Source organism: Burkholderia sp. MSMB0856, from assembly GCF_001524645.2.
GTDB lineage: Bacteria > Pseudomonadota > Gammaproteobacteria > Burkholderiales > Burkholderiaceae > Burkholderia > Burkholderia diffusa.
Genome location: NZ_CP013428.1, coordinates 1390154 through 1412777, shown reverse-complemented (window position 1 = coordinate 1412777; position 22624 = coordinate 1390154). Strand labels below are relative to the sequence as shown.

20 protein-coding genes are annotated in these 22624 nt (G+C 67.4%); 12 read left to right on the top strand and 8 right to left on the bottom strand.

Going from position 1 to position 22624, the window contains the following annotated elements:
* Positions 1-300 precede the first annotated feature (300 nt).
* Both mprF and WS87_RS23850 read left to right on the top strand, forming a co-directional pair.
* The gene (gene mprF, locus WS87_RS23855; protein WP_059819218.1) at positions 301-2895 is read left to right on the top strand and encodes a bifunctional lysylphosphatidylglycerol flippase/synthetase MprF; all 2595 of its coding nucleotides are present in this window, start codon (positions 301-303) and stop codon (positions 2893-2895) included.
* Positions 2892-4172: a virulence factor family protein gene (locus WS87_RS23850; RefSeq protein ID WP_059819217.1), complete on the top strand. Its 1281-nt coding sequence runs from the start codon at positions 2892-2894 to the stop codon at positions 4170-4172. Before mprF ends, WS87_RS23850 begins: the two co-directional genes overlap by 4 nt.
* Before the next feature lie 70 nt (positions 4173-4242).
* On the opposite strand, the gene WS87_RS23845 is transcribed toward WS87_RS23850, so the two are convergent.
* The 4 genes from WS87_RS23845 to WS87_RS23830 all read right to left on the bottom strand — a co-directional run bounded on the left by WS87_RS23845 (position 4243) and on the right by WS87_RS23830 (position 8590).
* Positions 4243-4689, bottom strand: a complete 447-nt coding sequence (locus WS87_RS23845) for a DUF934 domain-containing protein (protein WP_059819216.1) — start codon at positions 4687-4689, stop codon at positions 4243-4245.
* Positions 4686-6470, bottom strand: a complete 1785-nt coding sequence (locus tag WS87_RS23840) for a nitrite/sulfite reductase (protein ID WP_059819215.1) — start codon at positions 6468-6470, stop codon at positions 4686-4688. Before WS87_RS23840 ends, WS87_RS23845 begins: the two co-directional genes overlap by 4 nt.
* 198 nt (positions 6471-6668) lie before the next feature.
* A complete protein-coding gene (locus WS87_RS23835) occupies positions 6669-7070 on the bottom strand; it encodes a hypothetical protein (RefSeq protein WP_059819214.1) in 402 nt (133 codons plus the stop codon).
* Positions 7071-7156: 86 nt separating this feature from the next.
* Positions 7157-8590, bottom strand: coding sequence for an aminotransferase-like domain-containing protein (locus tag WS87_RS23830; RefSeq protein WP_059819673.1), 1434 nt, complete (start codon positions 8588-8590; stop codon positions 7157-7159).
* Positions 8591-8943: 353 nt separating this feature from the next.
* Here WS87_RS23830 and WS87_RS23825 point away from each other — a divergent pair, with 353 nt between their 5' ends.
* Positions 8944-10068: an extracellular solute-binding protein gene (locus tag WS87_RS23825; protein WP_059819213.1), complete on the top strand. Its 1125-nt coding sequence runs from the start codon at positions 8944-8946 to the stop codon at positions 10066-10068.
* Entirely contained in the window at positions 10065-11840 is a 1776-nt protein-coding gene (locus tag WS87_RS23820) for a diguanylate cyclase domain-containing protein (protein ID WP_059819212.1), read from the top strand. The genes WS87_RS23825 and WS87_RS23820 overlap by 4 nt, the downstream gene beginning before the upstream one ends.
* Before the next feature lie 98 nt (positions 11841-11938).
* Here WS87_RS23820 and WS87_RS23815 read toward each other — a convergent pair whose 3' ends face one another.
* The 3 genes from WS87_RS23815 to WS87_RS23805 all read right to left on the bottom strand — a co-directional run bounded on the left by WS87_RS23815 (position 11939) and on the right by WS87_RS23805 (position 13674).
* Positions 11939-12238, bottom strand: a complete 300-nt coding sequence (locus tag WS87_RS23815) for a DUF4148 domain-containing protein (protein ID WP_059537592.1) — start codon at positions 12236-12238, stop codon at positions 11939-11941.
* 250 nt (positions 12239-12488) lie between these two features.
* The gene (locus tag WS87_RS23810; protein ID WP_006760082.1) at positions 12489-12749 is read right to left on the bottom strand and encodes a hypothetical protein; all 261 of its coding nucleotides are present in this window, start codon (positions 12747-12749) and stop codon (positions 12489-12491) included.
* 76 nt (positions 12750-12825) lie between these two features.
* On the bottom strand, positions 12826-13674 hold the full coding sequence (locus WS87_RS23805; protein ID WP_059819211.1) for a sulfite exporter TauE/SafE family protein: 849 nt from the start codon (positions 13672-13674) through the stop codon (positions 12826-12828).
* 290 nt (positions 13675-13964) lie between these two features.
* Here WS87_RS23805 and WS87_RS23800 point away from each other — a divergent pair, with 290 nt between their 5' ends.
* Both WS87_RS23800 and WS87_RS23795 read left to right on the top strand, forming a co-directional pair.
* Complete coding sequence (locus tag WS87_RS23800) at positions 13965-14861, top strand: LysR family transcriptional regulator (RefSeq protein WP_059819210.1); 897 nt, start codon at positions 13965-13967, stop codon at positions 14859-14861.
* 131 nt (positions 14862-14992) lie between these two features.
* On the top strand, positions 14993-15625 hold the full coding sequence (locus tag WS87_RS23795) for a LysE family translocator (RefSeq protein WP_059819209.1): 633 nt from the start codon (positions 14993-14995) through the stop codon (positions 15623-15625).
* A gap of 210 nt (positions 15626-15835) precedes the next feature.
* Here the strand turns inward: WS87_RS23795 and WS87_RS23790 are convergent, their stop codons facing one another.
* Positions 15836-17521, bottom strand: a complete 1686-nt coding sequence (locus WS87_RS23790; protein ID WP_059819208.1) for a purple acid phosphatase family protein — start codon at positions 17519-17521, stop codon at positions 15836-15838.
* A gap of 296 nt (positions 17522-17817) precedes the next feature.
* Between WS87_RS23790 and WS87_RS23785 the strand changes: the two genes are divergently transcribed.
* The 6 genes from WS87_RS23785 (at position 17818) to WS87_RS23760 (ending at position 22580) form a co-directional block, all read left to right on the top strand.
* Complete coding sequence (locus tag WS87_RS23785; RefSeq protein ID WP_059819207.1) at positions 17818-18117, top strand: YXWGXW repeat-containing protein; 300 nt, start codon at positions 17818-17820, stop codon at positions 18115-18117.
* A 221-nt stretch (positions 18118-18338) separates the two neighbouring features.
* The gene (locus WS87_RS23780; RefSeq protein ID WP_082750656.1) at positions 18339-19082 is read left to right on the top strand and encodes an RNA polymerase sigma factor; all 744 of its coding nucleotides are present in this window, start codon (positions 18339-18341) and stop codon (positions 19080-19082) included.
* Complete coding sequence (locus WS87_RS23775; RefSeq protein WP_059819206.1) at positions 19079-19498, top strand: hypothetical protein; 420 nt, start codon at positions 19079-19081, stop codon at positions 19496-19498. Before WS87_RS23780 ends, WS87_RS23775 begins: the two co-directional genes overlap by 4 nt.
* Positions 19495-19998 carry a periplasmic heavy metal sensor gene (locus WS87_RS23770; protein ID WP_059819205.1) on the top strand — a complete coding sequence of 168 codons (504 nt, stop codon included), beginning with the start codon at positions 19495-19497 and terminating at the stop codon, positions 19996-19998. Before WS87_RS23775 ends, WS87_RS23770 begins: the two co-directional genes overlap by 4 nt.
* Before the next feature lie 145 nt (positions 19999-20143).
* Complete coding sequence (locus WS87_RS23765; protein WP_059819204.1) at positions 20144-20989, top strand: GNAT family N-acetyltransferase; 846 nt, start codon at positions 20144-20146, stop codon at positions 20987-20989.
* A gap of 595 nt (positions 20990-21584) precedes the next feature.
* Positions 21585-22580, top strand: coding sequence for a hypothetical protein (locus WS87_RS23760; protein ID WP_059819203.1), 996 nt, complete (start codon positions 21585-21587; stop codon positions 22578-22580).
* The last annotated feature ends 44 nt before the right edge of the window (positions 22581-22624 follow it).

Genomic DNA, 22624 nt, shown 5'->3' with positions numbered 1-22624 from the left:
CTCCCAAATGCATCACAAGTCATTCATCTGATGAGAAAACCCCGTCGGTTCCCGGTATCATGCGCACCTTGCGTGTGTCGAACGCACGATTTTGATGCGGTATTGATGCGTCTCGCGTGCCACAAAACCGCACAATCCGAACTTGAAAGATTCTGTAATATAAATTCCGTATACTCGTAAGTTCTGATCCAGGCGCCGCCTGCCTCCGTCTTCGGCCGACCGCCCACGCAGAACAACCAGACATGTCGCCGCCGGGCCAACCCGCGCCGCGACTCGCTATGCACCACCACTGAACAACCTATGTCTTCCCGCCACCCTGGTTCGCCCGGCCGCGCCGCGGCGGTGATCGCCCGTGTCCGGGCGCTGATCCGCAACGAACGCGTGCTGTCGCCGTTGCTCGCGCTCGGCATCGGGCTGCTGCTGATCGTGGTTTTCCAGCACCTGTCGGAATCCGTCGACTACCGGTCGGTGATCCGCGAGTTGCGTCACATGTCCGCCCAAGAGTGGGGCGCGTCGCTGGCCGCGACGGCCCTCAGCTATCTCGCGCTCGTCGCCCGCGACGCGGTCGGCCTGCGCTATGTCGCCGCGAAGGTGCCGCGCGTTGCGTTGTGGATCGGCGCGATCGCCGGCTCCGCGCTCGGTAACGCGACCGGCTTCGGCGCGCTGACGGGCGGCGCCGTGCGCGCGCGCGTGTACGGCGTGTCGGGCGTCACGCCCGCGCAGATCGGCTGCATGACGGTATTCACGAGCGGCACGCTCGCGCTCGCGCTGGTGCTGATGACGGCGGTCGGCATGGTCTGCGTGCCGCAGACGCTCGCCGCGATGCTGCATGTCGCGCCCGGCGTCCTAACGTGGAGCGGCGCCGCGCTGCTCGTCGTGCTGGCCGTGATGACGATGATGTGCGGCAACACCGCGCGCCCGGTCGTCACGCGCTTCAAGTGGCTCTCGTTCGACGTGCCGGCGCGGCGCGACCTCGTCGCGCAGGTCGTCTATGCGGTGCTCGACGTCGTGGCTGCCGGCCTGACGCTGTGGGTGCTGCTGCCGGCCGCGCCGGTCGGCCTCCCGACCTTCATCACCGTATACGCGGCCGCGCTGCTGCTCGGGATGATCGGCCATACGCCGGGCGGGATCGGCGTGTTCGAAGCGGCGATGGTCTTCACGCTGGGCCGCGAAGTGCCCGCGCATGCGATGGTCGCCGCGCTGATCGCCTATCGCGCGATCTACTTCGGCGTGCCGCTCGTGTTGTCGGCCGGCTTGCTGGCCGGTTTCGAGGGCCGCGCGCTGCGCCGCCGGCTCGTGTCGCGGCAGGCCGCGCGCGTGTCGCAGCTGGCGCCGCTGTTCCTGAGCCTGGTGACATTCGCGGTCGGCAGCATGCTGGTGATTTCGAGCGCGACGCCTGCGTTCTGGTACCGGATCGCGATCCTGCGCAACATCGTCCCGCTGTGGGTGCTCGAAGGCTCGCAGGTGATCTGCAGCGTGCTCGGCGTCGCGTTGCTGTTCGTCGCGCGCGGGCTGCTGCGCCGGCTCGACGGCGCATGGTGGATGACCTTCGCGCTGACGCTCGCGAGCCTCGCGCTGTCGCTGGCGAAGGGCCTCGCGTTCGTCGAGGCCGGCGTGCTCGGCACGCTGCTGGTGCTGCTGCTCGTCAGCCGCCGCCGCTTCAACCGGCATTCGTCGCTGCTCGCCGAGCGCTTCACGGTGAGCTGGTTCGTGTCGGTGACGATGGTGCTGATCCTCGCGGTGTGGGTGCTGTGCTTCGCGTTCCGCGACGTGCCTTACACGCGCGATCTGTGGTCGCATTTCTCGTTTGACGCACGCGCGCCGCGCGCGCTGCGCGCGACGCTCGCGGCCGGCGTGTTCGTCGCGATGTTCGCGTTGTGGCAGCTGCTGCGGCCGGCGCCCGGACGTTTCGTGAAGCCCGCCGAGCAGGACCTGGTCGACGCGGAGCAGATCATCCGCGCGCAGGAATGCAGCGATGCGGGCCTCGCGCTGATGGGCGACAAGTCGTTCCTGTTTTCCGAATCGCGCCGCGCGTTCCTGATGTACGCGAAAAACGGCCGCACGTGGGCCGCGCTGCACGACCCGGTCGGGCCGCGCGAGGAATGGCCGGCGCTGATCAGCAAGTTCATCGCGCTGGCGCACGCGCACAGCGGCCGCGCGGCGTTCTACCAGGTGCGCGCGAACGCGCTGCCGCTGTATCTCGACGCCGGGCTCACGTTGATGAAGCTCGGCGAGGAAGCCCACATCGCGCTCGACCGGTTCGACCTGAAGGGTTCGAACCGGTCGCACCTGCGCTATGCGCTGCGCCGCGGCGACAAGGACGCGCTGACGGTCGAGGTGATCGCGCCGTGCGACGTGCCGGCCGCGCTGCCGTCGCTGCGCGACATCTCCGACGGCTGGCTCGACAGCCGCGACGCGCGCGAGAAGAGTTTCTCGGTGGCCGCATTCCACGACGGCTATCTCGCGACGCAATCGGTGATGCTCGTGCGCCAGGCCGACAAGCCGATCGCCTTCGTCACGTTCATGACGACCGACCTCAACACCGAGGCGACGGTCGGCGTGATGCGGCATCTGCCGGACGCGTCGCCGTATGCGATGGAGTATCTGTTTACGCAGCTCGCGCTGCATCTGAAGGAAGCGGGATTCCGCAAGCTGAGCCTGGGCATCGCGCCGTTCTCGGGGATGGGGGCGGCGAAGATGCCATCGCCGTGGCACCGGTTCGGGCTGATGGTCTGGCGCTTCGGCGGCCGCTTCTACAACTTCCGCGGCTTGCGTGCATTCAAGAGCAAGTTCGAGCCGCACTGGGAGCCGCGCTATCTCGCGGCCTCGGGCTCGGTCGGCGTGTTCGTCACGCTCGCGGATCTGTCCCTGCTGGCTGGAGGTCGGCGTTCATGATGTTGAAGAAGGGTATCGCGCAGGCGGCAATCGCCTGCGCGGGAATGATGCTGGCCGGCGCCGCGCTCGCGGCGCAGCCGGCGGCTGCGAAACCGGAAACCGTGTCGGGCGGCCGCTACGGCCCCGTGACCGTGACGAAGCCGGGCGGCCCGCTGCGCGGCTTCGTCGTGCTGTTCTCGCGTGAGCGGGGCTGGGGCGAAGCCGACCAGCAGGCAGCCGATGCGCTCGCGAAAGCGGGCGCGATGACGGTCGGCGTGGATTCGGAGCGCTATGCGGCGAACCTCGCCGCCAAGCAGGAAACCTGTCACCACCTCGACGGCGACGCCGAGGCGGTCAGCCATCAGCTCGAACGCCTCGCGCAATCGGCGCGCTATTACACGCCGATCGTCGCGGGCGTGGGCCAGGGCGGCGCGATCGCGAAGCAGATCCTGTCGATGGCGCCGGAAAACACCATCGCCGGCGTCGTGTCGGTCGCGCCGGCGGCGAAGCTCGATGCGCGCTTCAAGCCGTGCCCGCCCGATCCGACGATCGTGCGCCGCGCGATGCCGGGCTTCGTCGAAACGGCTGCGGCCGGCGACACCGCGAAGCTCGTGTCGCTCGTCACGTCGCACCTGCACGACACCAGCAGCAGCGACGAGCTCGACGTGTCGGACCTGCCGCTCGTCGAGCTGCCGGCCAAGGGTGGTAGCGACCGCCTCGCGATCGTGATTTCGGGCGACGGCGGCTGGCGCGATCTCGACAAGACGATCGCCGAGGCGCTGCAGCGCGACGGCGTGTCGGTCGTCGGCATCGACAGCCTGCGCTATTTCTGGAGCGAGAAGCCGCCCGCGCAGGTGAGCCGCGACCTGGCGCGCGTGATGCGCACGTACATGGCGCGCTGGCATGCGAATCGCGTGGCGCTGGTCGGCTATTCATTCGGCGCGGACGTGATGCCGTTCGCATACAACCGCCTGCCGGCCGACCTGCGCGACAAGGTCGCGGTGATGTCGCTGCTCGGCTTCGCGCCGGCGGCGGACTTCCAGATCCGCGTGACGGGCTGGCTCGGCATGCCGGCGAGCGACAAGGCGATGAAGGTCGCGCCGGAAATCGCGAAGGTGCCGCCGCAGCTCGTGCAGTGCTTCTACGGCGCGGAAGAGAAGGACACGATGTGTCCGGCGCTCGCGAATACCGGCGCCGACGTGATCAAGACGGGCGGCGACCATCACTTCGGCCACGACTACATCGCGCTCGAAAAGAAGATCCTCGGCGCGTTCGGCAAGCCGGTGGCGGCGCGCTGAACGCCGGCGCCCGCTTCGCGGCGGGCGCGGTTGTCGTTCATCGGACGGGCGGCCTGCGGGCCGCCCGTTTTCATTGCGCCGTCTGCGTCGCCGCGTCCTGTCGCGGCGCTACCGTTCTCGCGTCGCGCTGATAGAAGCCGGGAAACCGGTCGAGCTGCCGGCGCGCGGCCGCGAGATCGGCATCGGCGCCGAGCACCGCGCTCGAAAACCCGGTGCGTTCCATCAGCAGCAACTGGTCGATCAGCACGTCGCCCGTCGCGCGCAGGTCGCCGGAGAAGCCGAAGCGCTTGCGCAGCAAATACGCCTGGCTGTATGCGCGACCGTCGGTGAAGGACGGGAAGTGCAGGTCGATGCGCGCGGCCTGCGCGATCCGCTCCGCGAGCGGCGCCAGTTCCTCGTCGTTGCCGATCGTCAGGTTCGTGAGCGTCGCCGTGTCGGGCGAGTGCGTGTCGTCGGCGTGTTCGGCCGGTGTCAGCAGCCGGATGCGTGCGTGGGTGTTTGGGTCGGTCGGGTTCATGCGTGCTCCGCCTGGTGACGTGCGTCGTTCGCCGCGGCCTTGAAGGGCTCGACGCCGATGCGGCGCACAGTGTCGATGAATCGTTCGCCGCGGCCGTCGGCGTCGAGCCGCGCGTCGAGATAGACGTTGACGAGCGCGTCCACGACATCGACGATCTCGTCCGCCGAGAACGATGGGCCGATCACCTTGCCCGGCCGCGCGGGGCCACTCGCGCTCGAACCGTCCGAGCCGCCGAGCGTTACCTGGTACCACTCGGCGCCGTCCTTGTCGACGCCGAGGATGCCGATGTGCCCGCTGTGATGGTGGCCGCACGAGTTGATGCAGCCGCTGATGTGCAGGTCGATGTCGCCGACGTCGTGCAGCATGTCGAGATCCTGGAACCGTTCGGCGATCGCGTCGGCGATCGGAATCGAGCGTGCGTTCGCGAGCGCGCAGAAATCGCCGCCCGGGCACGCGATCATGTCGGTCAGGAGTCCGACGTTCGCGCTGGCGAGACCGATTGCGCGCGCGTGTTCCCACAGCAGGAACAGGTCGTCGACGTGCACCCACGGCAGCACCACGTTCTGCGCATGCGTGACGCGCGCTTCGCCGGCCGAGAAGCGGTCGGCGAGTTCGGCGAGCGCGTCGAGCTGCTCGGGCGACGCATCGCCGGGCGCCTGCAGGCGGCGCTTGAACGACAGCGTGACGATCCTCAGCGCCGGGTCGCGGTGCGCGGCGACGTTGCGCGCCAGCCAGCGCGCGAAGGCCGGGTGGCGACCGGCGTGCGCGGCCATGCGCGCTTCGGCATCCTGCAGGTCGAGCGCACGCGGCGCGATGCTCGGCGGCACGAACGATGCCGCGATGCGGTCGAATTCGGCCTGCGGGATCGTGTGCGGGCCGCCGTCATGCTCGACGATCTGTCGAAACTCTTCCTCGACGTCGTCGATGTAGCGCTGGCCCTCGCTCTTCACGAGGATCTTGATGCGTGCCTTGTACTTGTTGTCGCGCCGTCCGTAGCGGTTGTAGACGCGGACGATCGCCTCGATGTAGTTCATCACGTGCTGCCAAGGCAGGAACGCGCGCAGCAGCGTCGCGATCAGCGGCGTGCGGCCCATGCCGCCGCCGGCGCTCACGCGAAAGCCGAGCTCGCCCGCGTCGTTGCGCACGAGCTTCAGCCCGACGTCGTGCCAGTCGGTTGCCGCACGATCCTCGGCCGCGCCGGTGATCGCGATCTTGAACTTGCGCGGCAGGAACGCGAATTCCGGATGCAGCGTCGTCCACTGGCGCATCACTTCGGCGAACGGACGTGGATCGGCGATCTCGTCCGGCGCGACGCCCGCGCGCTCGTCGCACGAAATGTTGCGGATGCAATTACCGCTCGTCTGGATCCCGTGCATGTCGACGGTCGCCAGCAGGTCCATCACGTCGGCCGCCTTCGCGAGCGGAATCCAGTTGAACTGCACGTTGGTGCGGGTCGTGAAGTGCGCGTTTCGGATCGGCAGTCGCAGCGTGCCGAGCAGCGCCTGCGCGTCGCGGGCGGCGCGATAGGTGGCGTCGTCGGGCACGTCGTAGTCGCGTGCGATTCGGGCGAGCACGCGAAGCTGCGCGCTCGACAGTTCGCCGTACGGTACGGCCACGCGCAGCATCGGCGCGTGGCGCTGCACGTACCAGCCGTTCTGCAGGCGCAACGGCCGGAACGCGTCCTCGCTCAGCGTGCCGTGCTGCCAGCGTTCGAGCTGGTCGCGGAACTGGGCGGCGCGGCTGTGCACGAGCGCCCGGTCGAAATCGGTATATCGGTACATGACGTGATACGCGAGAGGAGCGGCGGTGCAGGGCGCGCGCCGCTCGGAAGGGGACGTTGCGACGGGTGTCGGGCAACCGGAGACAGCGTAGGGAACGCGGGGCGGCGGGACAAGCAGCAGATCGGGACGAAAAGGGCGCAGCAGATCGGCGATGCGCCGGCGGCCGTCGGGCATGCGTTGCGCATGCCCGCGTCGGGTTCAGGCTTGCGCTTGCGCGTCGACGATCAAGGCCGGATCGAGCGCGCGGATGCGCTGGTCGATGAAGTAACCGCCGCCTTCCTGGTAGCGCAGGAACAGCCGGCCGCACGACTCGCAGCGGCTGACGTTGCAGCGGTTGTACGGAAAGTGGCGCGGCGCGATCGGCGCGCGGTCGGACCAGTAGCGCGTGCCGCCCGGATGGAATTCGTCGTAGGTCGGTTCGGGGTCGTCGGGCGGTGCGAGCGTCGCCACTTCGACGAGTTGCGTGTCCTGCAGCGACAGCGGCAGGCTCGTCCAGCCGGCAAGCGGGGTCTTCGTGCAGGTGCACGGCTGCGTGACGCCGGCGGCTTCGGCGGCGAGCGTCAGCAGCGCGGCGTGATCGAGGTACGGCAATGCGCTCATGAGATGGGTCGAGGGGGCGAAGGGAGATGCACTGTAACCCGTGCGTGCGTCGGCTGCGCGGCGGCGTCGGCGGCCTGCGTGCGGGCTTAACCGGCCTTGCGTACCGCAGGCTCGGCGACCAGTTCGCCAAGCACGCGGATCGCGCGTTCGATGTCGCGGCTCCACGGATGGCCGAAGTTCACGCGCACGCAGCGCTCGAAGCCGTGCGCGGCCGAGAACAGCGGCCCCGGCGCGAAGCTGATGCCGCGCGCGATCGCCTGGCGATGCAGTTCCATCGCGTCGATCGCATCGGGAAACGACAGCCACAGGAAATATCCGCCGTCCGGCCGCACCCACTCGACGCCGTCCGGCAGCCAGCGCCGCAGCGCGTCGTCCATGCGGGCGAGCTGCGTCTGCAGCGCGCCGCGCAGCTTGCGCAGATGACGATCGTAGCCGCCGTGCTCCAGATAGTTCGCGATGCCGGCTTGCGCGGGGATGCTCGCCGACAGCGTGGTCATCAGCTTGAGCCGCTGCACTTTTTCCGCGAACCGGCCGGCGGCGGCCCAGCCGATCCGGTAGCCCGGCGCGAGCGTCTTCGAGAACGAACTGCAGTGCATCACGAGACCGTGCCGGTCGAAGGCGCGCGCGGGCAGCGGATAGTCGGGGCCGAAATGCAGCTCGCCGTACACGTCGTCCTCGATCAGCGGCACCTCGCGCGCGGCAAGCATCTCCACGAGCGCGCGCTTCTTGTCGAGCGACAGCGTGACACCTGTCGGATTCTGGAAATTGGTCATGAACCAGCACGCGCGGATGTCGTGCCGGTCGAGCGCGTTCGCGAGCGCATCGAGATCGAGGCCGGTGCGCGGATCGACGGGAATCTCGACCGCGCGCAGGTCGAGCCGCTCGATCGCCTGCAGCGCCGCATAGAAGCCGGGCGATTCGACCGCGACGACGTCGCCGGGCCGCGTGACGGCCATCAGGCACAGGTTCAGCGCCTCCAGCGCGCCGTTCGTGACGACGATCTCGTCGACGGGTTGCGCGACGCCGGTTGCCAGATAGCGCCGCGCGATCTGCTGGCGCAGTGCCTCGTTGCCCGGCGGCAGGTCGACGACCGTGCTCCACGGGCTGACGAGCCGCGTCGCCTGCGCAAGGGATTTCGCGAGGCGCGGCAGCGGAAACAGCTGCGGCGCGGGGAACGCGGAGCCGAGCGGCACGATGCCGGGTTGCGTCGCGGCGTCGAGCACCGAGAACACGAGATCGCTGATGTCGACCTTGCGCGTGGCGCCGGCGCGGCTCGCGCGGCGTTTCGCGGGCGGGTGCGCCGCCGGGCTCGCGCCCGGCGCGACGTAATAGCCGGAGCGTTCGCGTGCGCGGATCAACCCCCACTGTTCGAGCAGGTAGTACGCGCGAAACACCGTCGACTGGCTCACGCCATGCTGCGCGATGATCTGGCGCAGCGACGGCAGGCGCGTGCCGACCGCGAGGTTGCCGTTGCGGATTTCGTCGGCGATCGTATGGGCGAGGGTTTCGTAGCGTTTCATGTGCGCGGGTGGAGCATGCGTGCGCCGCGCGCGGGCCGGTGCGGCGCCGCGCGCGGCGGGGCGGGACATTGTCCGACGAGCGGCCCGAAAAGAAAAGTGCGACGGGCGGGGCCGGTCGCGCCGTCGCGCCGTCGTGGCGATGCCGATGCGTGCGCATCCGTCGCGCGCGATTGCGGCGTTCACTCGTGTGCCGCGTGGCTGCAACCGGAAGCGGCACGCGTCGAGTCATGCCTTTCACCTGAGGATTCTTCGCGCGCGGACGCAGTGTGCGTGCGGCTTGTTCCAATTGCGCGGCGATATTTTTTATGGTCTTGTTGCAAGCTCAAGCATCGACTCAAAAAAAGGATAGTCGAATGCATACGGGGAATGCGGGCGAGGACCGATTGATCAGGGGAATCGGCGCGTGTCGGCGTGCGCGCCGGGCCGTATGCCGATGGTTTGTCATCCTGACGCTGGGCTTGCAGGGCCTGCCTGCGTGTGCGGCTTCTCCCGAGACCGTCAACGACAACGTCCTGCGCGTCCTTGCATGGCCCGGCTACGCGGACAACGATGTCGTCAATGCGTTTGAGACGCAATTCCACGTACGCGTCGAAGTGACGTTCGTCGATTCCGACGAAGCGTTGTGGACGCGAATGCACACCGCGTCGCCGCCGCCGTACGACGTGCTCGCCGCCAACACGGCAGAGATCCAGCGCTACGCGCGCGACGGCCTGCTCATACCGATCGACCTGTCACAGGTCCCCAACCGTAGGCGGCAACGACCGAATTTCCAGCAGCTCGCGACGATAGGCGGACTCGTGCACAACGGCTCGACCTATGCGATTCCGTTCACGTATTCGTCGATGGGACTGATCTACGATCGCAAGCAGGTGCCCGCCGCGCCGCGCTCGATGCTGGAACTGTGGAATCCGCGCTACCGTGGCAAGGTGCTCGACTTCAACAGCGCGCAGCATAATTTTTCGTTCACCGCACTCGCACTCCGCTATCCCGACCCCTTTCACCTGTCGCCCGCGCAAACGCTTGCCGTCGCGCATAAGCTGGTCGACCTGCGACGCAACCTGCTCACGTATTACACGCTTCCGGAAGAGGCGACCGCGCTGTTCGTCCAGCATCACGCGGCGCTGATGTTCGGCAACTACGGCACGCAGCAGGTCGAACAACTGCGCCGCGCCGGTGCGGACGTCGGCTACGTGATTCCGGACGAAGGCGCGCTCGCGTGGCTCGACTGCTGGGGCGTCACGCGCGGCGCGGAGCATCGCGAGCTCGCGTTCGCATGGATCAACTACATGCTCGAACCGGCGATCGGCGCGCTGCTGACCGAACGCCAGGGGCTCGCGAATACCCTCGAGCCGCCGCCCGGTTTCGAGTCCGGCAACCAGCACCTCGTATGGATCCAGCCGGTCGAGGACATCGCGCGGCGCGAGTCGCTGTGGAGCCGCATCGTGTCGGGCGACCGGCCGGAGCGGTTCGACAAATGATCAGGCTCGGGCTCACGTCGAAGCTGTCGGTGCTGTTCGCGTGCATCGGCGTGATCGCGTCCGGCACGACCGGCTACTCCACCTACCGCGCGAACCGGACGATGCTCGTGCAGGAAGCACAGCACAACCTGCTGATGTCGACGCAATTGCTCGGACAGCGCTTCACGACCGCGCTGTCCGACGTGGCCGACGATGCGCTCGTGCTCGCGCAATTGCCGTCGGCGCCGAGCGTCGCGAGCGGCGAGGGCACCGATCCTGCGCCGCGCTCGCGGCTCGAGCAGGTGTATGTCAGCTTCATGAAGAACCATCCCGAGTACCTGCAGATCCGGCTGATCGCGCGCGGCGATTTCGGGCTCGAGCGGATTCGCGTCGATCGCGACGCGCGCGGCATCGTCGTGCTGCCGGAGAGTGCATTCCAGGAGAAAGGACAGTTTTCCTATGTATTCGATACGCTCGCGACGGCACCCGGTCATATCTACCTGTCGCCGATCGTGATCAATCACGAGACCGGCGCGCATGCGGCCGAAGGGCTGCCGATTCTGCGCGTGGGCACCCCGGTCGTCGACCAGGCCGACGTGGTGGTCGGCGCGCTGGTCGTCGACGTCGAGCTGTCGCGCATGTTCGATCGGCTCGAGCGCGACCTGCCGCAGGACTACGCGGTGTTCCTCGCGAACGAGTGGGGCGACTTCCTCGTGCATCCCGATCCGTCGCAGACCTTCGGCTTCGATCGCGGCCGGCGCGTGCTGATGCAGGACCGCTTTCCCGGCACGCGGCTACTGTTCGCCGGGACGCGCACGAACGTGACGCTCAACGGTCTCGCGCAGCCCGACGACGTACCGGGCGAGATGCTCGCGTTCGTGCGCACGCCGTTCGGCAACAACGAGGGCAACCGCTTCGTCGTGCTCGGCATGGCGCGTCCGCTCACGGACGTGCTGGCGCCGGCCGGGATGCTCGGCGAACGGATCATCCGGATGGTGTTCCTGATGAGCCTGGCGGCGGTGATTCTCGCGATCCTGTTCGCGCGTGCGATCACGCGTCCGTTGCAGATGCTCGCGCGCGCGGCGACCCACGTGTTCGACGATCCGGCCGCCGAGCGATTGCCCGTTGCGCGGGCCGACGAAATCGGCGTGCTGGCGCGCTGTTTCGACAGCATGCGCGTCGAGATCCGTACGCAGGTCGCGATGTTGCGCGCGAAGCAACTGGAGCTCACGCACCTCGCCGGTCACGATCCGTTGACCGGGCTGCCGAACCGCCTGTTGTTCATGGAGCATCTCGAGGCCGCGATCCGGCATGCGGCCGCGGTGCGCGAGGGGCTGGCGGTGATGTTCGTCGATCTCGACCGCTTCAAACAGATCAACGACCAGCACGGACATGCGGCCGGCGATCGCACGCTCGTCGCGGTCGCGAAACGGCTGAGCCTCGTGCTGCGTAGCGGCGACATGGCAGCGCGGCTCGGCGGCGACGAATTCATCGTGCTGATTTCGGACGTACGATCGCCCGAGGTGATCGGCGATATCGCGTCGCGTATCCAGATCGTGATGGCCGAGGAGCTGGAGTTCGGCGAACGTCACCTGGCCGTGGGCGCGAGCATCGGCGTCAGCGAATATCCGGCCGATGGCGCGTCGGCCGAGGAGCTGCTGGTCAAGGCCGACGCGGCGATGTATGCGGCGAAGGCGTCCGCGCAATGCGCGTACGTGCGTTACCAGGAATTGCTGGGTGGCGGCATCGGCGCGGATGCGGGCGCCCGCGTGGCGGCGGGCGGCGGCCGCTGACGGCGGGCCGGCACTGCGTGCCGTGGAAATGCGACGAGCCCGTCACGGGACGGGCTCGTCGGAACCGGGCGGACTGCGCGATGCGCGCAGCGGCGGGCTTAGTGGCCGAAGTAGACCGAGTCGCGCGCGTTCTGCACCTTGACTGCCGGTGCGCCGCCCTGGACGACCGGGGCCGGTTGCGCGCCGTAGCCGCTGGCGTCGGCGGCGTGCACGCGCGCTTGCGCGGCCTGGATGTCGGCCGGGTAGTACGGGCTCGACTGGCTCGGCTTGTAGCCGGCGCTTTCGAGCTGGACGAGTTCGTTGCGGACTTGCGCGCGGGTCACGGTGCTTTGGGCGAATGCGCCGAACGAAGCGGACAGGGCAACAGCGGCAACGACTGCGGAAACGAGCGATTTCATGATGACCTCCGATGTTCTATTGAGTTCGCCGGCGACACCATGTCGTAAGCGATTGATTACATCGTAGGCGTCAGTCGATTCAGGGTAAACGTGGATTCCGACGAAAGATCGTTGCGGCCGAGGTAATAATCGCCGCGGAAATTCGATCCGTCCCCGTCAGGCATTGCGGGAATGGCAAACCGACGGCGCACGGGCGAGCGCCCGGCGGCGCGGTGCCGGCCGGCGGGGCGGGATCGGGGATGGTGCGGGATCAGACGCCGTCGGCGTCGTCGATTTCCTTGCGCTCGCGGCGTTCCTCGTTGCCGCGGCGGGCCCGCAGGCGCTGGCGCGACAGGACGGCGATCACCTGCTGGGTCGGCGCCCCGGACGGCAGCTCGTTGCGGATGCGGTCGGGCACCATCGGCAGACCCGCGCGCTGCCGGCGCAGGGCCTTCGCGATTGCCCGGCGGCATTCGTCCCCGTGGCAATCCCATTCATCGCGGATTCTCTGGCAATAACGGCATTGTTCCATCGGGACAGTCTAACGCGTCTTGGGGATCGGGGCCGAAGGGGGAACGGACCGTGACCGGGCCGGCGGGCGGCCGACGTTATTTCGCGTTCGCGTGCGGGCTGTCGACCGGTGCGACGGGCGAGGCCGCGTGCCGGAAGACGCCCGACTTCCAGATCATCTGGGACGCGGCTACGAGCACGAACAGCAGGACGACCATCCGGAATACGCGCGGCGACATCTTGTCCCGCAGCGGGCGAACGAGCCACATGCCGGCGATGGCGGGCAGGCTTGCCGCGGCGGAAATCGCGAGGTCGGCGGCGCTCGCGTGGGCGGCGCCGCTGAACGTCGTGATCAGCGTGACGATCGACACCACGAGGATGATCGCAATCTGCTTCGTGAACGCGCGGCCGGTCGCGCCGGATGAAATCAGGTAGGTGGCGAGCAGGGGCCCCGGCACCGACGCGATGCTTTCCATCAGCGCCGCGCCGAACCCGAGCGCGAACCCGACCGGCTTTTGCCATGCCTCTGGCAGGTTCAGCTTCGGCGCGCTCAGCATCAGCGCCGCGGCGACGATCAGCAGCGCGCCCGACGCGGCCTGTGCGTGGCCCGCGTTCAGCGACAGGAGAATCGCGACGCCGACGACGTTGCCGAGCACGGTGCCGGCGATCGGTGCGGCGATCTTGCGCGCGGTCGCCAGCACCTCGCCGCCTTCCAGCGCCTGCGGGATGTTGCCGAGGATGATCGGCATCGACAGCAGCAGCACCGCGTGCCGGATCGGCAGGAACTGGCTCAGGATCGGCATCGCCACCAGCGGAACGCCGATGCCCGTGATCCCCTTGACCATCCCGCCGAGCAGCAGTGCGACGGCGATGCCGATCAGGTCGAGCAGTGCGAGCCCGTGCAGGCTGGACACCAATACACCTTGAGTCAGATCGAGATGAGTCATCGGGAGCAGGTCGGGACATGAGCGGCGGCGGGGCGGTCGACGGCGCCCGTTGCCGGTGCGTGCGATCGCGCACGCCGTTGTATGGTTTCGGGTCGAACCAGTCGCCCCGGTGCATCGTCCGCCGTCGGCATTCGACACGTTTCGAGGCTGAATCTTACCCGAGCGCGGCGCGGGGCATCGAACGTGGTCGAGGGCGCGCGCTCGTCGAAGGTCATTGAGGCGATTCAATATAATTCATGATGCACGGCCCTATCATGTGAAAAATACATGGACCGAAACAAGGAGGCGAGATGACGCTTGCGCAGTTGCAGGCCCTGGCGGCCGTGGTCGAACTCGGCTCGCTGACGGCCGCGGCCGAGCGGCTCAGTCGCAGTCAATCCGCGATCAGTCATGCGTTGACCGAACTGGAGGACATCACCGAGGTCAAGCTGCTGTTGCGCGACCGGCAGCCGGTCGTCCTGACTGCCGCCGGCGAACGCCTGTGGCCGTACGTGCAGAACGTGGTTCGCGAGGCACAGACGCTGCGCCAGCAGTTCGGCCTGTCGCGCGGCAAGCTCGAAGGGCGGCTGGTGGTCGCGTCGCTGCCGAGTGTTTCGCTCGCATTCGTCGTCCCCGCGCTCGAGGCGTTGAAGGCGGCGCATGAGGGCGTGACGGCGGTACTGCTCGAAGGCACGGACGCGGAGGTCGAAGGATGGCTCGACGACGGCACCGCCGACGTCGGCGTGGTCGCCGGCACGAAGACCTTCGCGAACAATCTGCCGTTGCTCGACGAGGATTTCGTCGCGGTGGCGGCGGACGGCATGTTCGACGGCCGCAAGAGCGTATCCGCGAAACTGTTGTCCACGATGCCATTCATTTTCTCGAAGGCGGGATGCGGGCCGCTCATCGCGGACTACTTCGCGCGCAACGGTGCGTCGCTTCGCGCCGCGTTCAACGTGGTCGAGATGCGGACCATCCTGTCGATGGCGGAGGCGGGAATGGGCGTGTCGATCGTCCCGCGCATCACGCTCACCTACACCCGGTTCGGCGGTCAGGTGCTGGCGCTGTCGCCCAGGCTTCACCGTTCCGTGCGGCTGTCGTGGAACGCGACCGGCAATGCGGTCGCAGACGCCTTCGTGAAGCTGGTCGATGCCCAGCGCGCGAAGGCGGGAAAGGCGATTCAGGCTCGAACGAAAAAGGGAAAGTAGCGCATCGGCGGCGCGATGACGCGATGAAGCGCGCTCATGGGTGACTTGCAGTTTATTCATGCTGGCAGCTGTCGACATGCAATACATTGTGGGTCACTCGCCCTGACTTCATTGCCTCGAAGGAGACCGCCGTGCCGGCCTTGCCCACCCTGATCGCTTTCGGACTCGTGTCGCTCGGCATGGTCCTGACGCCCGGCCCCAACATGATCTACCTGATCTCGCGCTCGATCTGCCAGGGCCGCCGTGCGGGGCTGGTGTCGCTCGGCGGTGTCGCGCTGGGGTTCGTGTTCTACATGTTCTGCGCGGCATTCGGCATCACCGCGCTGGTGCTGACCGTGCCGTATGCGTATGACGCGCTGCGTTTCTCCGGTGCGCTGTACCTGTCATATCTCGCGTGGCAGGCGCTCAAGCCGGGCGGGCGCTCGGCGTTTCAGGTCCGGCAATTGCCGCACGACAGCGGCGCGCGGCTCTTCACGATGGGCTTCGTCACCAACCTCGCGAACCCGAAGATCGCGATGATGTATCTGTCGCTGCTGCCGCAGTTCATTTCGCCGGGGCACGGCAGCGTGCTCGTGCAATCGCTGGCACTGGGCTGCGTGCAGATCGCGGTCAGCGTCAGCGTCAACGCGCTGATCGCGAGCATGGCCGGTGCGATCGCGGCGTTTTTTGCCGGTCGGCCGGTCTGGGCGCGCGTGCAGCGCTGGTTGATGGGGACCGTGCTCGCCGGACTGGCCGTGCGTATCGCGCTGGAATCACGCGGCTAACCGGTTGAACGGCTTGCGGACGCAATCGACGTACCGATGCGCACGCAACCTTCGGATGGCGAACGGATGCAGTCGATCCGCGTGAAGCAGGCCGCCGCGCATTCACCATACCGGTAAGCGGACGGCGCACGTTGCGTGCGATGTCCCGCATGAGCCGACCCCAACTTCGACCGCCCGCCGCGCGATCGCGCGCCGCGGGCGGCCGCCGCATCAGCGCTCGCGGCGTTTCTTGCTCAGCTCGATCGTCTCGAACAGCTCGTACTGCGCGGTCGGGTGCTGATCCGCGCCCGGCGCGTGGTAATAGCGCATCGTGATCGTCGTGTGCCCGCCCGGCTGGCCCGGATCGTGGTCGAACACGGCGATCCCGTAGCCCGTGCCCGTATCGCGGCGTGCGGACCAGATCGCATCCTCGAGCGCATCGGCCGGCTTGCGCACGAACGTGTTCGGCGCGGTGCCCGGCACCGGCCGGTTCGGCTTCGTGAAGACCTTGGCCTGTGCAAAGCCGGTCGCCGGGTTTTCGCCGTATACGTCGAGCGGCGCACTGGTGCCGCCGCCGCCGAGAATCAGATGGATCGTGCCGTGGCTCGTGTCGAACGTCGTGCTGTTCGGATCGGTCGACCCGACCGGACGCGGCTGCAGCGTCTCGACGACTTCGCCGGTCGAGGCATCGACGCCCGCGCGGTGATTGCAGCCGCGCACCGGGTAGCTGCGCTCGTAGTCGTGATCGTGACCGCACAGCACGAGGTCGACGCCATAGCGGTCGAACAGCGGCAGCCATGCCTCGCGAATGCCCTTGTCCGAGCCGTTGCCCGTCTTCGACGAGCTCAGCGCGTCCTGGTGCATCTGCACGACGATCCAGTCGATGTCGTCGTCGTGCGACGCGTGACGCAACGTGTGCTCGAGCCAGCGCGTCTGCTCGCCGTTGCTGTAGCCGCGTACGTAGAACGACGTGCCCGGTTCGATCGGCGCGCGGCCGGTGCTCGCGGCCGGCACGAGCGGATTCGGGCCGCCGACGAATGCGGCCGCATCCTGGTAGACGACGTCGTCGGCGTCGAGCGAGACGAACAGCACCGAGCTCACGCGGAAGCTGTACCAGCGGCCCGGAAAGCGCGTGCCGTTCTCCGGGAGCGTGTAGCGCGCGAGATACGAGTCGAGCCCCTGCGGGCCGTTGTTGAATTCGATCTCGTGATTGCCGGGACATGGCATCCACGGGCGATTCGCGGCCGACGTCTGATTGTTGTTGCCGAAGTCGCGCCACACCTCCGGCTGATGCGCGGGGTTCAGGTTCGCGTAGCAGAGGTCGCCGTTCAGCAGGTGGAACAGCGGCTGGAACTGCTCGACGGCCTGCACCGCGAAGCGGCTTTGCGGCGACGACAGCACCCACGCGCCATTCGGCGTCGCGAGGTCGCCATAGCTCGTGAAGCGGAACGGCGCGCGCCCGCGCGGCGCGGTCGTGAAGGTCGCGGCAAACGGCTGCGCGGCGTTGCTGTCGTTGTCGGCCGTCAGTTCATAGCGGTAGCGCGTGTTCGGCTTCAGGCCGTGCACGCGTGCGTGGTACGTGAACACGGTTTCGCCGTTCAGGCCGTCGGTGTAAAGGCGCTGCACGCCGTGCACGGTGCGTGCCGGTTCGCCTTCGGCGACGATCCGCGCGCGCGGATTGACGGCCGGTGCGAGCGACGCCCACGAGATCGCGACTTCCGATGTCGGGTCGCCGCCCCACGTCAGGTGCACCTGCTCGGGCGTGCCGTCCGGATTCGACGCGGCGCCGCGGGCGGCCGCGAGCCCGCCCGCGGCGGTGGCGAGGCCGGAAACGCCGGCCAGTTTCAGGAAGCCGCGACGCGATACGGAAGCGGCCGGCTCGTTCGACTCGGCGGGGAGGTTTTCCTGGTTCGACATGATCGTATTTTCGTTGAATGACACGCGAGATGCGGAACTGCCCGGCCGTGCGCGAGCGCGTCGGGGGCGTGGGCCGGAAACGAGCGGGATCCCGGTGACACGCATTGTCGAAGGGCAGTTTTGCCGGGTTGTGACAGACGGTAAGCGATGCGTCGGCCCGATACGTCGATGGGGCATGCGGCGTTGCCGGCGCGGCAGAAATTTATTTGCGTGTGTCGCGACGGATTTTTTTCGCATGCGTCGTTTAACGAACGAACGGCCACCTCCGGCCGGGAAACGATGCTTCGGAGTCTTGCATGAAACTTTCCATTTCATTACGGTTTGCCACGGGATGCGTGGCCGCGCTGGCGACGTCCGCCGCATTCGCGCAGGCCGTCATCGTCGCACCGGTCGCACCGCCGCCGCCGCGTGTCGAAGTGATGCCGGCGCCGCGCGCGGGCTACGTCTGGGATCAGGGCCACTGGCACTGGCGGCAGGGCCGCTACGTGTGGATTCCGGGGCACTGGCAAGTGGTACGTGCCGGCTATCACTGGGTGCCCGGACACTGGGCCGCGCGCGGCCCCAACTGGCGCTGGGTGCCGGGCCACTGGGCGTAACGCGCAGGGCGCCGCGCGGCGCGCAGCGCCTGCCCGTGCGGCGGGATTTCCACACAACCTCATCGGCTGAGCCATGCCTTTTCGAACCATACTTATCCTGACAGCCGCGGCCGTCGTGCTGGCCGGCTGCGTCGTGGTGCCGGCGCGTCCGGTGTATTACCGGCCCGCGCCGGTCGTCGTATATTGATCGCGCCGGCCGGCGGGCGATCGACAGGATCGATATGCCGTTCGAACCGGATCTCGATGAAATCGACCGGGCCGATTCCCGGCGTGGCGCATCACGAGTCGCCGATGCGCCGGTCCGATGCCTGCAAGGAGAGCACGACGATGAGCTTCAGCCGGACAACGGGCGCAACCGCCGGCAGCATGCGGCGTTCGCACCGCGCATCGCGGAGCGGCCTGCGTTGAGCGACGCCGATCCCGACGCGGAACTCGTCGCGCGGGTGGGCGCGCGCGACGCGTCGGCCGTGCGTGTGCTCGTCGCACGCAAACTGCCGCGCTTGCTCGCGCTCGCGACGCGCATGCTCGGCGACCGGACCGAAGCCGAAGACGTTGCGCAGGAAACCTTCCTGCGGATCTGGAATCATGCGCCGCGCTGGCGGGATGGCGAAGCGCGCTTCGACACGTGGCTGCATCGCGTCGTGCTGAACCTGTGCTACGACCGCTTGCGCGGGCGGCGCGAGGAGCCGGTCGACGCGGTGCCCGACGTGCCCGACCCGCAACCCGAGCCGGCCGCGCACGCGGAATTGCGCTCGCGCGACGCGCGCGTGCGCGAGGCGCTCGCCGCGTTGCCGCCGAGGCAGCGGGAAGCGCTCGTGCTCCAGTACTATCAGGACATGTCGAACGTTGAAGCGGCCAACCTGATGGGCATCACCGTCGATGCGCTGGAAAGCCTGCTCGCGCGCGCAAGGCGCAACCTGCGCGCGCAACTGGCCTGCGACCCACCTAGCGAGGACAAGCGATGACACCCGAACGATTCCGTACCATCGTCGCCGCGTACGGCTCGGATGCGCGGCGCTGGCCGCAAGACGAACGCGCGGCGGCCGAAGCGTGGGCGCAAGCGCATCCGCGCGACGCACTGGAGGCGCTCGACGATGCCGCCGAGCTCGATGCCTGGCTGATGCAGGACACGGTCGCGCCGCCGGCGCCGGCACTCGTCGAACGCATCGTCGCGTCGGCGCCGGCGCCGCAACGTGCGCGGCGTCGGGGCCGGGTGTGGTGGTCGGGCGCGGCGTTCGCGGGTGTCGGGCTGGCCGGCGCGCTGGCGGGCGCGGTGGCCGTGTCGATGCTGATGCTCGGCAGCGCGCCGATCGCGCAACACGAACCGGGCTACCTGACGACGACGTTCGGCGGCCCGAGCATCGACGGAGGCGACGAATGAGCGAACGCGGCTGGAAATTCGTGCTCGTCGGGTCGGTCGTGCTGAACGTGTTCATGCTCGGCGCGATTGGCGGTGGCGCGTATCAGTGGTTCTCGACGCATTCTGACCTGCATGGAACGGGAATGCCCGGACAGCGCACGGCGTTGCGGTTCGCCGCGGACGGATTGTCCGATGCGCGTCAGCGGGCGTTCGCGGCGGCGCTGAAGGCGGCACGCAAGGACGCTCGGGATTTCGCGCGGGAAGGGCGTGATGGGCGGATCACGGTGCTCGATCTGCTGGCCGCGCCGCAGCTTGATCGGCCGGCGATCGATGCGGCGCTCGAACGGACGCGCGCGGCCGATAGCGCATTGCGAGGGCAAGTCGAGCGCAGTGTCGTCGATTTCGCGGCGACGCTGACGCCGGACGAGCGCGCGAAGTTCGTCGACGGGTTGCGGCGTAGCGGGAACTGGCGCTTGCCGGCGAGATTGCAGAAGCAGCAGGGGGCGGCGGGAAGCGAGTGAGCCGCTCGTCGTCCTGTGACGGCACGGAATGACCGTTCACGCCGATAGCCGTCCCGGGATTATGATGGCCCGATCGACAGCATCTTCCCGATGATTTCACCGCAACGCGAGGCGGCAATCTTGAGCGCCGCGGCAAGGACGAATCATGGATCGAAGCGAAGACTTTATCGTGCGCACCATGTCGGCCGGTGAAGTGGCCATGTCGGTCGAATGGGCGGCCGCGGAAGGGTGGAATCCCGGTCTGCACGACGCGCATTGTTTCAGGGAAGCGGACCCGGCCGGTTTCTTCGTCGGCATCTGGCGCGGCGAGCCGGTCGCTTGCCTTTCGGCGGTTGCTTATGACGAACACTTCGGCTTCATCGGTCTCTACATCGTGAAACCGGCGTTTCGCGGCAAAGGCTTCGGCATGCGCATCTGGCAGCACGGCATGCGTTACCTTGGAGAACGAAACATCGGCCTGGACGGTGTCGTTGCCCAGCAGGCGAATTACAGGAAGTCGGGATTCCGGCTCGCGTATCGCAACATCCGCTATCAGGGGCGCGTGGGCGACATCGGGTGCGCGCATGTGGCGGCAGCGGCCGATGTGCCGTTCGAGCAGTTGCTCGCCTACGATCGTCAGTGTTTCCCGGCGGCGCGCGAGCGTTTCGTCTCCGTCTGGATCGCGCAGCCGGATGCCGTTGCGCTCGCAACGATCAACGCGGGCCGTGTTGTCGGTTACGGGGTCGTGCGTCGCTGCCATGTGGGCTGCAAGATCGGCCCGCTTTTTGCCGATGACGCCGACGTCGCGACGGGGCTGTTTCGTGCGCTGGCGTCGCGCATGCCAGGTGAGGTGATCGTGCTCGACGTGCCGGAAACGAACCCCGCAGCCGTCGCGCTGGCGGAACGGCACGGCATGTCGAGCGTGTTCGAGGCCGCGCGGATGTATACGAAGGAAGCGCCTGCGATTGCGATCGACCGCGTGTTCGGGGTGACGTCTTTCGAGCTGGGGTGACCGTCGCGGGCATGACCGGACCGGAAGCCGGATGCGCTCATGCGTTCGCCGACGTGACGCCAGTTCTGGAAGGTTCTTGAGCCGGCTGCCGTTCGGCCATTCTCGGTCATTCGACATCGCAGATTGGATCGTCGACAATCGGGCCCGGGACTATTCCAATACGCGTGACCGCTCCCGGTCGTTCAGAGTCTTTTGCCGACGAGCCGGTCGGCGCGTGAGTTGACAACTTTATTGCCGAAGTTGTGACGGCTTTTTTCCTCTACGGCACCGGCCTCCGTGATTCCCAGTGCAATGTATGGTCTGCGGGCGCCGACCCACCTCAATCGGCACTGATATCTGACAGTCTTTGACGACGAAACTTGGTCGGTCGCTGTAGCCTTAGAGATGGATTCGCAAAGGTCGTTCGACGCCGTAACCGCGATCGGCGTGGCGCAATACCCGGTCTCGGTTGTTCCAATCCCTTGGGTTATGCGAGCAACGAAAGTTGCAGCCCCACGAGGCCCTTGTGAAGCCGTCTCTTTTACATGCGCTGCGAGTGCAAGCATCCCTGAGCCGTACGCACCGGTGCCGTCCTGTTCATAAAAAGGTGATCCCCGTGAGGACCATTGCATTGATCGTGTTGACCTGTCTGGCACTGACCGCCTGTGGGGGCGACGATAGTTCCTCTTCCCCGGCGCAGGCCGGGAACGGAGCAGAGTCCACCAACAACGGACGCATCGGGGGTAGCGACGGCTCTGGCAACAGTACGCAGACGCTGCGCTACGATGCACTGCCGACTGCGGCGGATCAGGCGAGCTTCCTGACGCTGATCAACAACGAAGGCGCAAAGGGCTATCGCTACCTCGGCGACTACTTCTACGACGCCAGCATTGGCGGTTCGCAATCGATCTTCGTGAACGACGGCGCCGCGCAGATATACACCTACCAGTTGCAGGCGACACCGACCAGCATGACGGGCTTTGTCAGCCAGGCCAACGCGCAAGGCACGAGCGGCTACCGGTTCGAGGGGCCGCTCCAGTACGGCTATCTCTATCGCAAGGACGGCGGCTCGTCGGCCACCTACACATACACGACAACGGACCTGTCGACGAACCCGGACGCGTTCGTCGCGCAGGCGAACGGCGAGGGGCAGTCGGGCTACTGGTTCCTGGGCCCGATGGTCGTGGGATCGGAACAGGCGAACGTGTACATGAAGAACAACGCGTCGAACGCGACCTATACATATGATGTAGTGATGCCGACGTCGACCGTCGGCGACTTCATCACGCAGGCCAATAGCGAGGGTGCGAAGGGCTATCGATCGAAGGGCAAGATGCAGTTCGGCCCGTTGCAACCGACTGGCGCGATCAATCTCTCGTGGATCTACATGAAGGACCAAACTCAGTCGGCGACTTTCACGTACCAGTCGGCCGCGGTCCAGGCGACCGGCGCGAGCTTCGTCCAGCAGTTGAATACGTTCGGCGCGCAGGGCAATGCGTATTTCGGCGATCTCCCTCTCGGCATGCCGTCGCCGACGGCATCTTTCTACTTCGAGGCCAGCAACTGCACGGGTTTCCTGTGCACAACGCTGAATCCGCTCACGCAGAACTAAGCAATCGCGGAGGCTGCGTTGAGCGGCTGCTTGTTTTTTCGCAG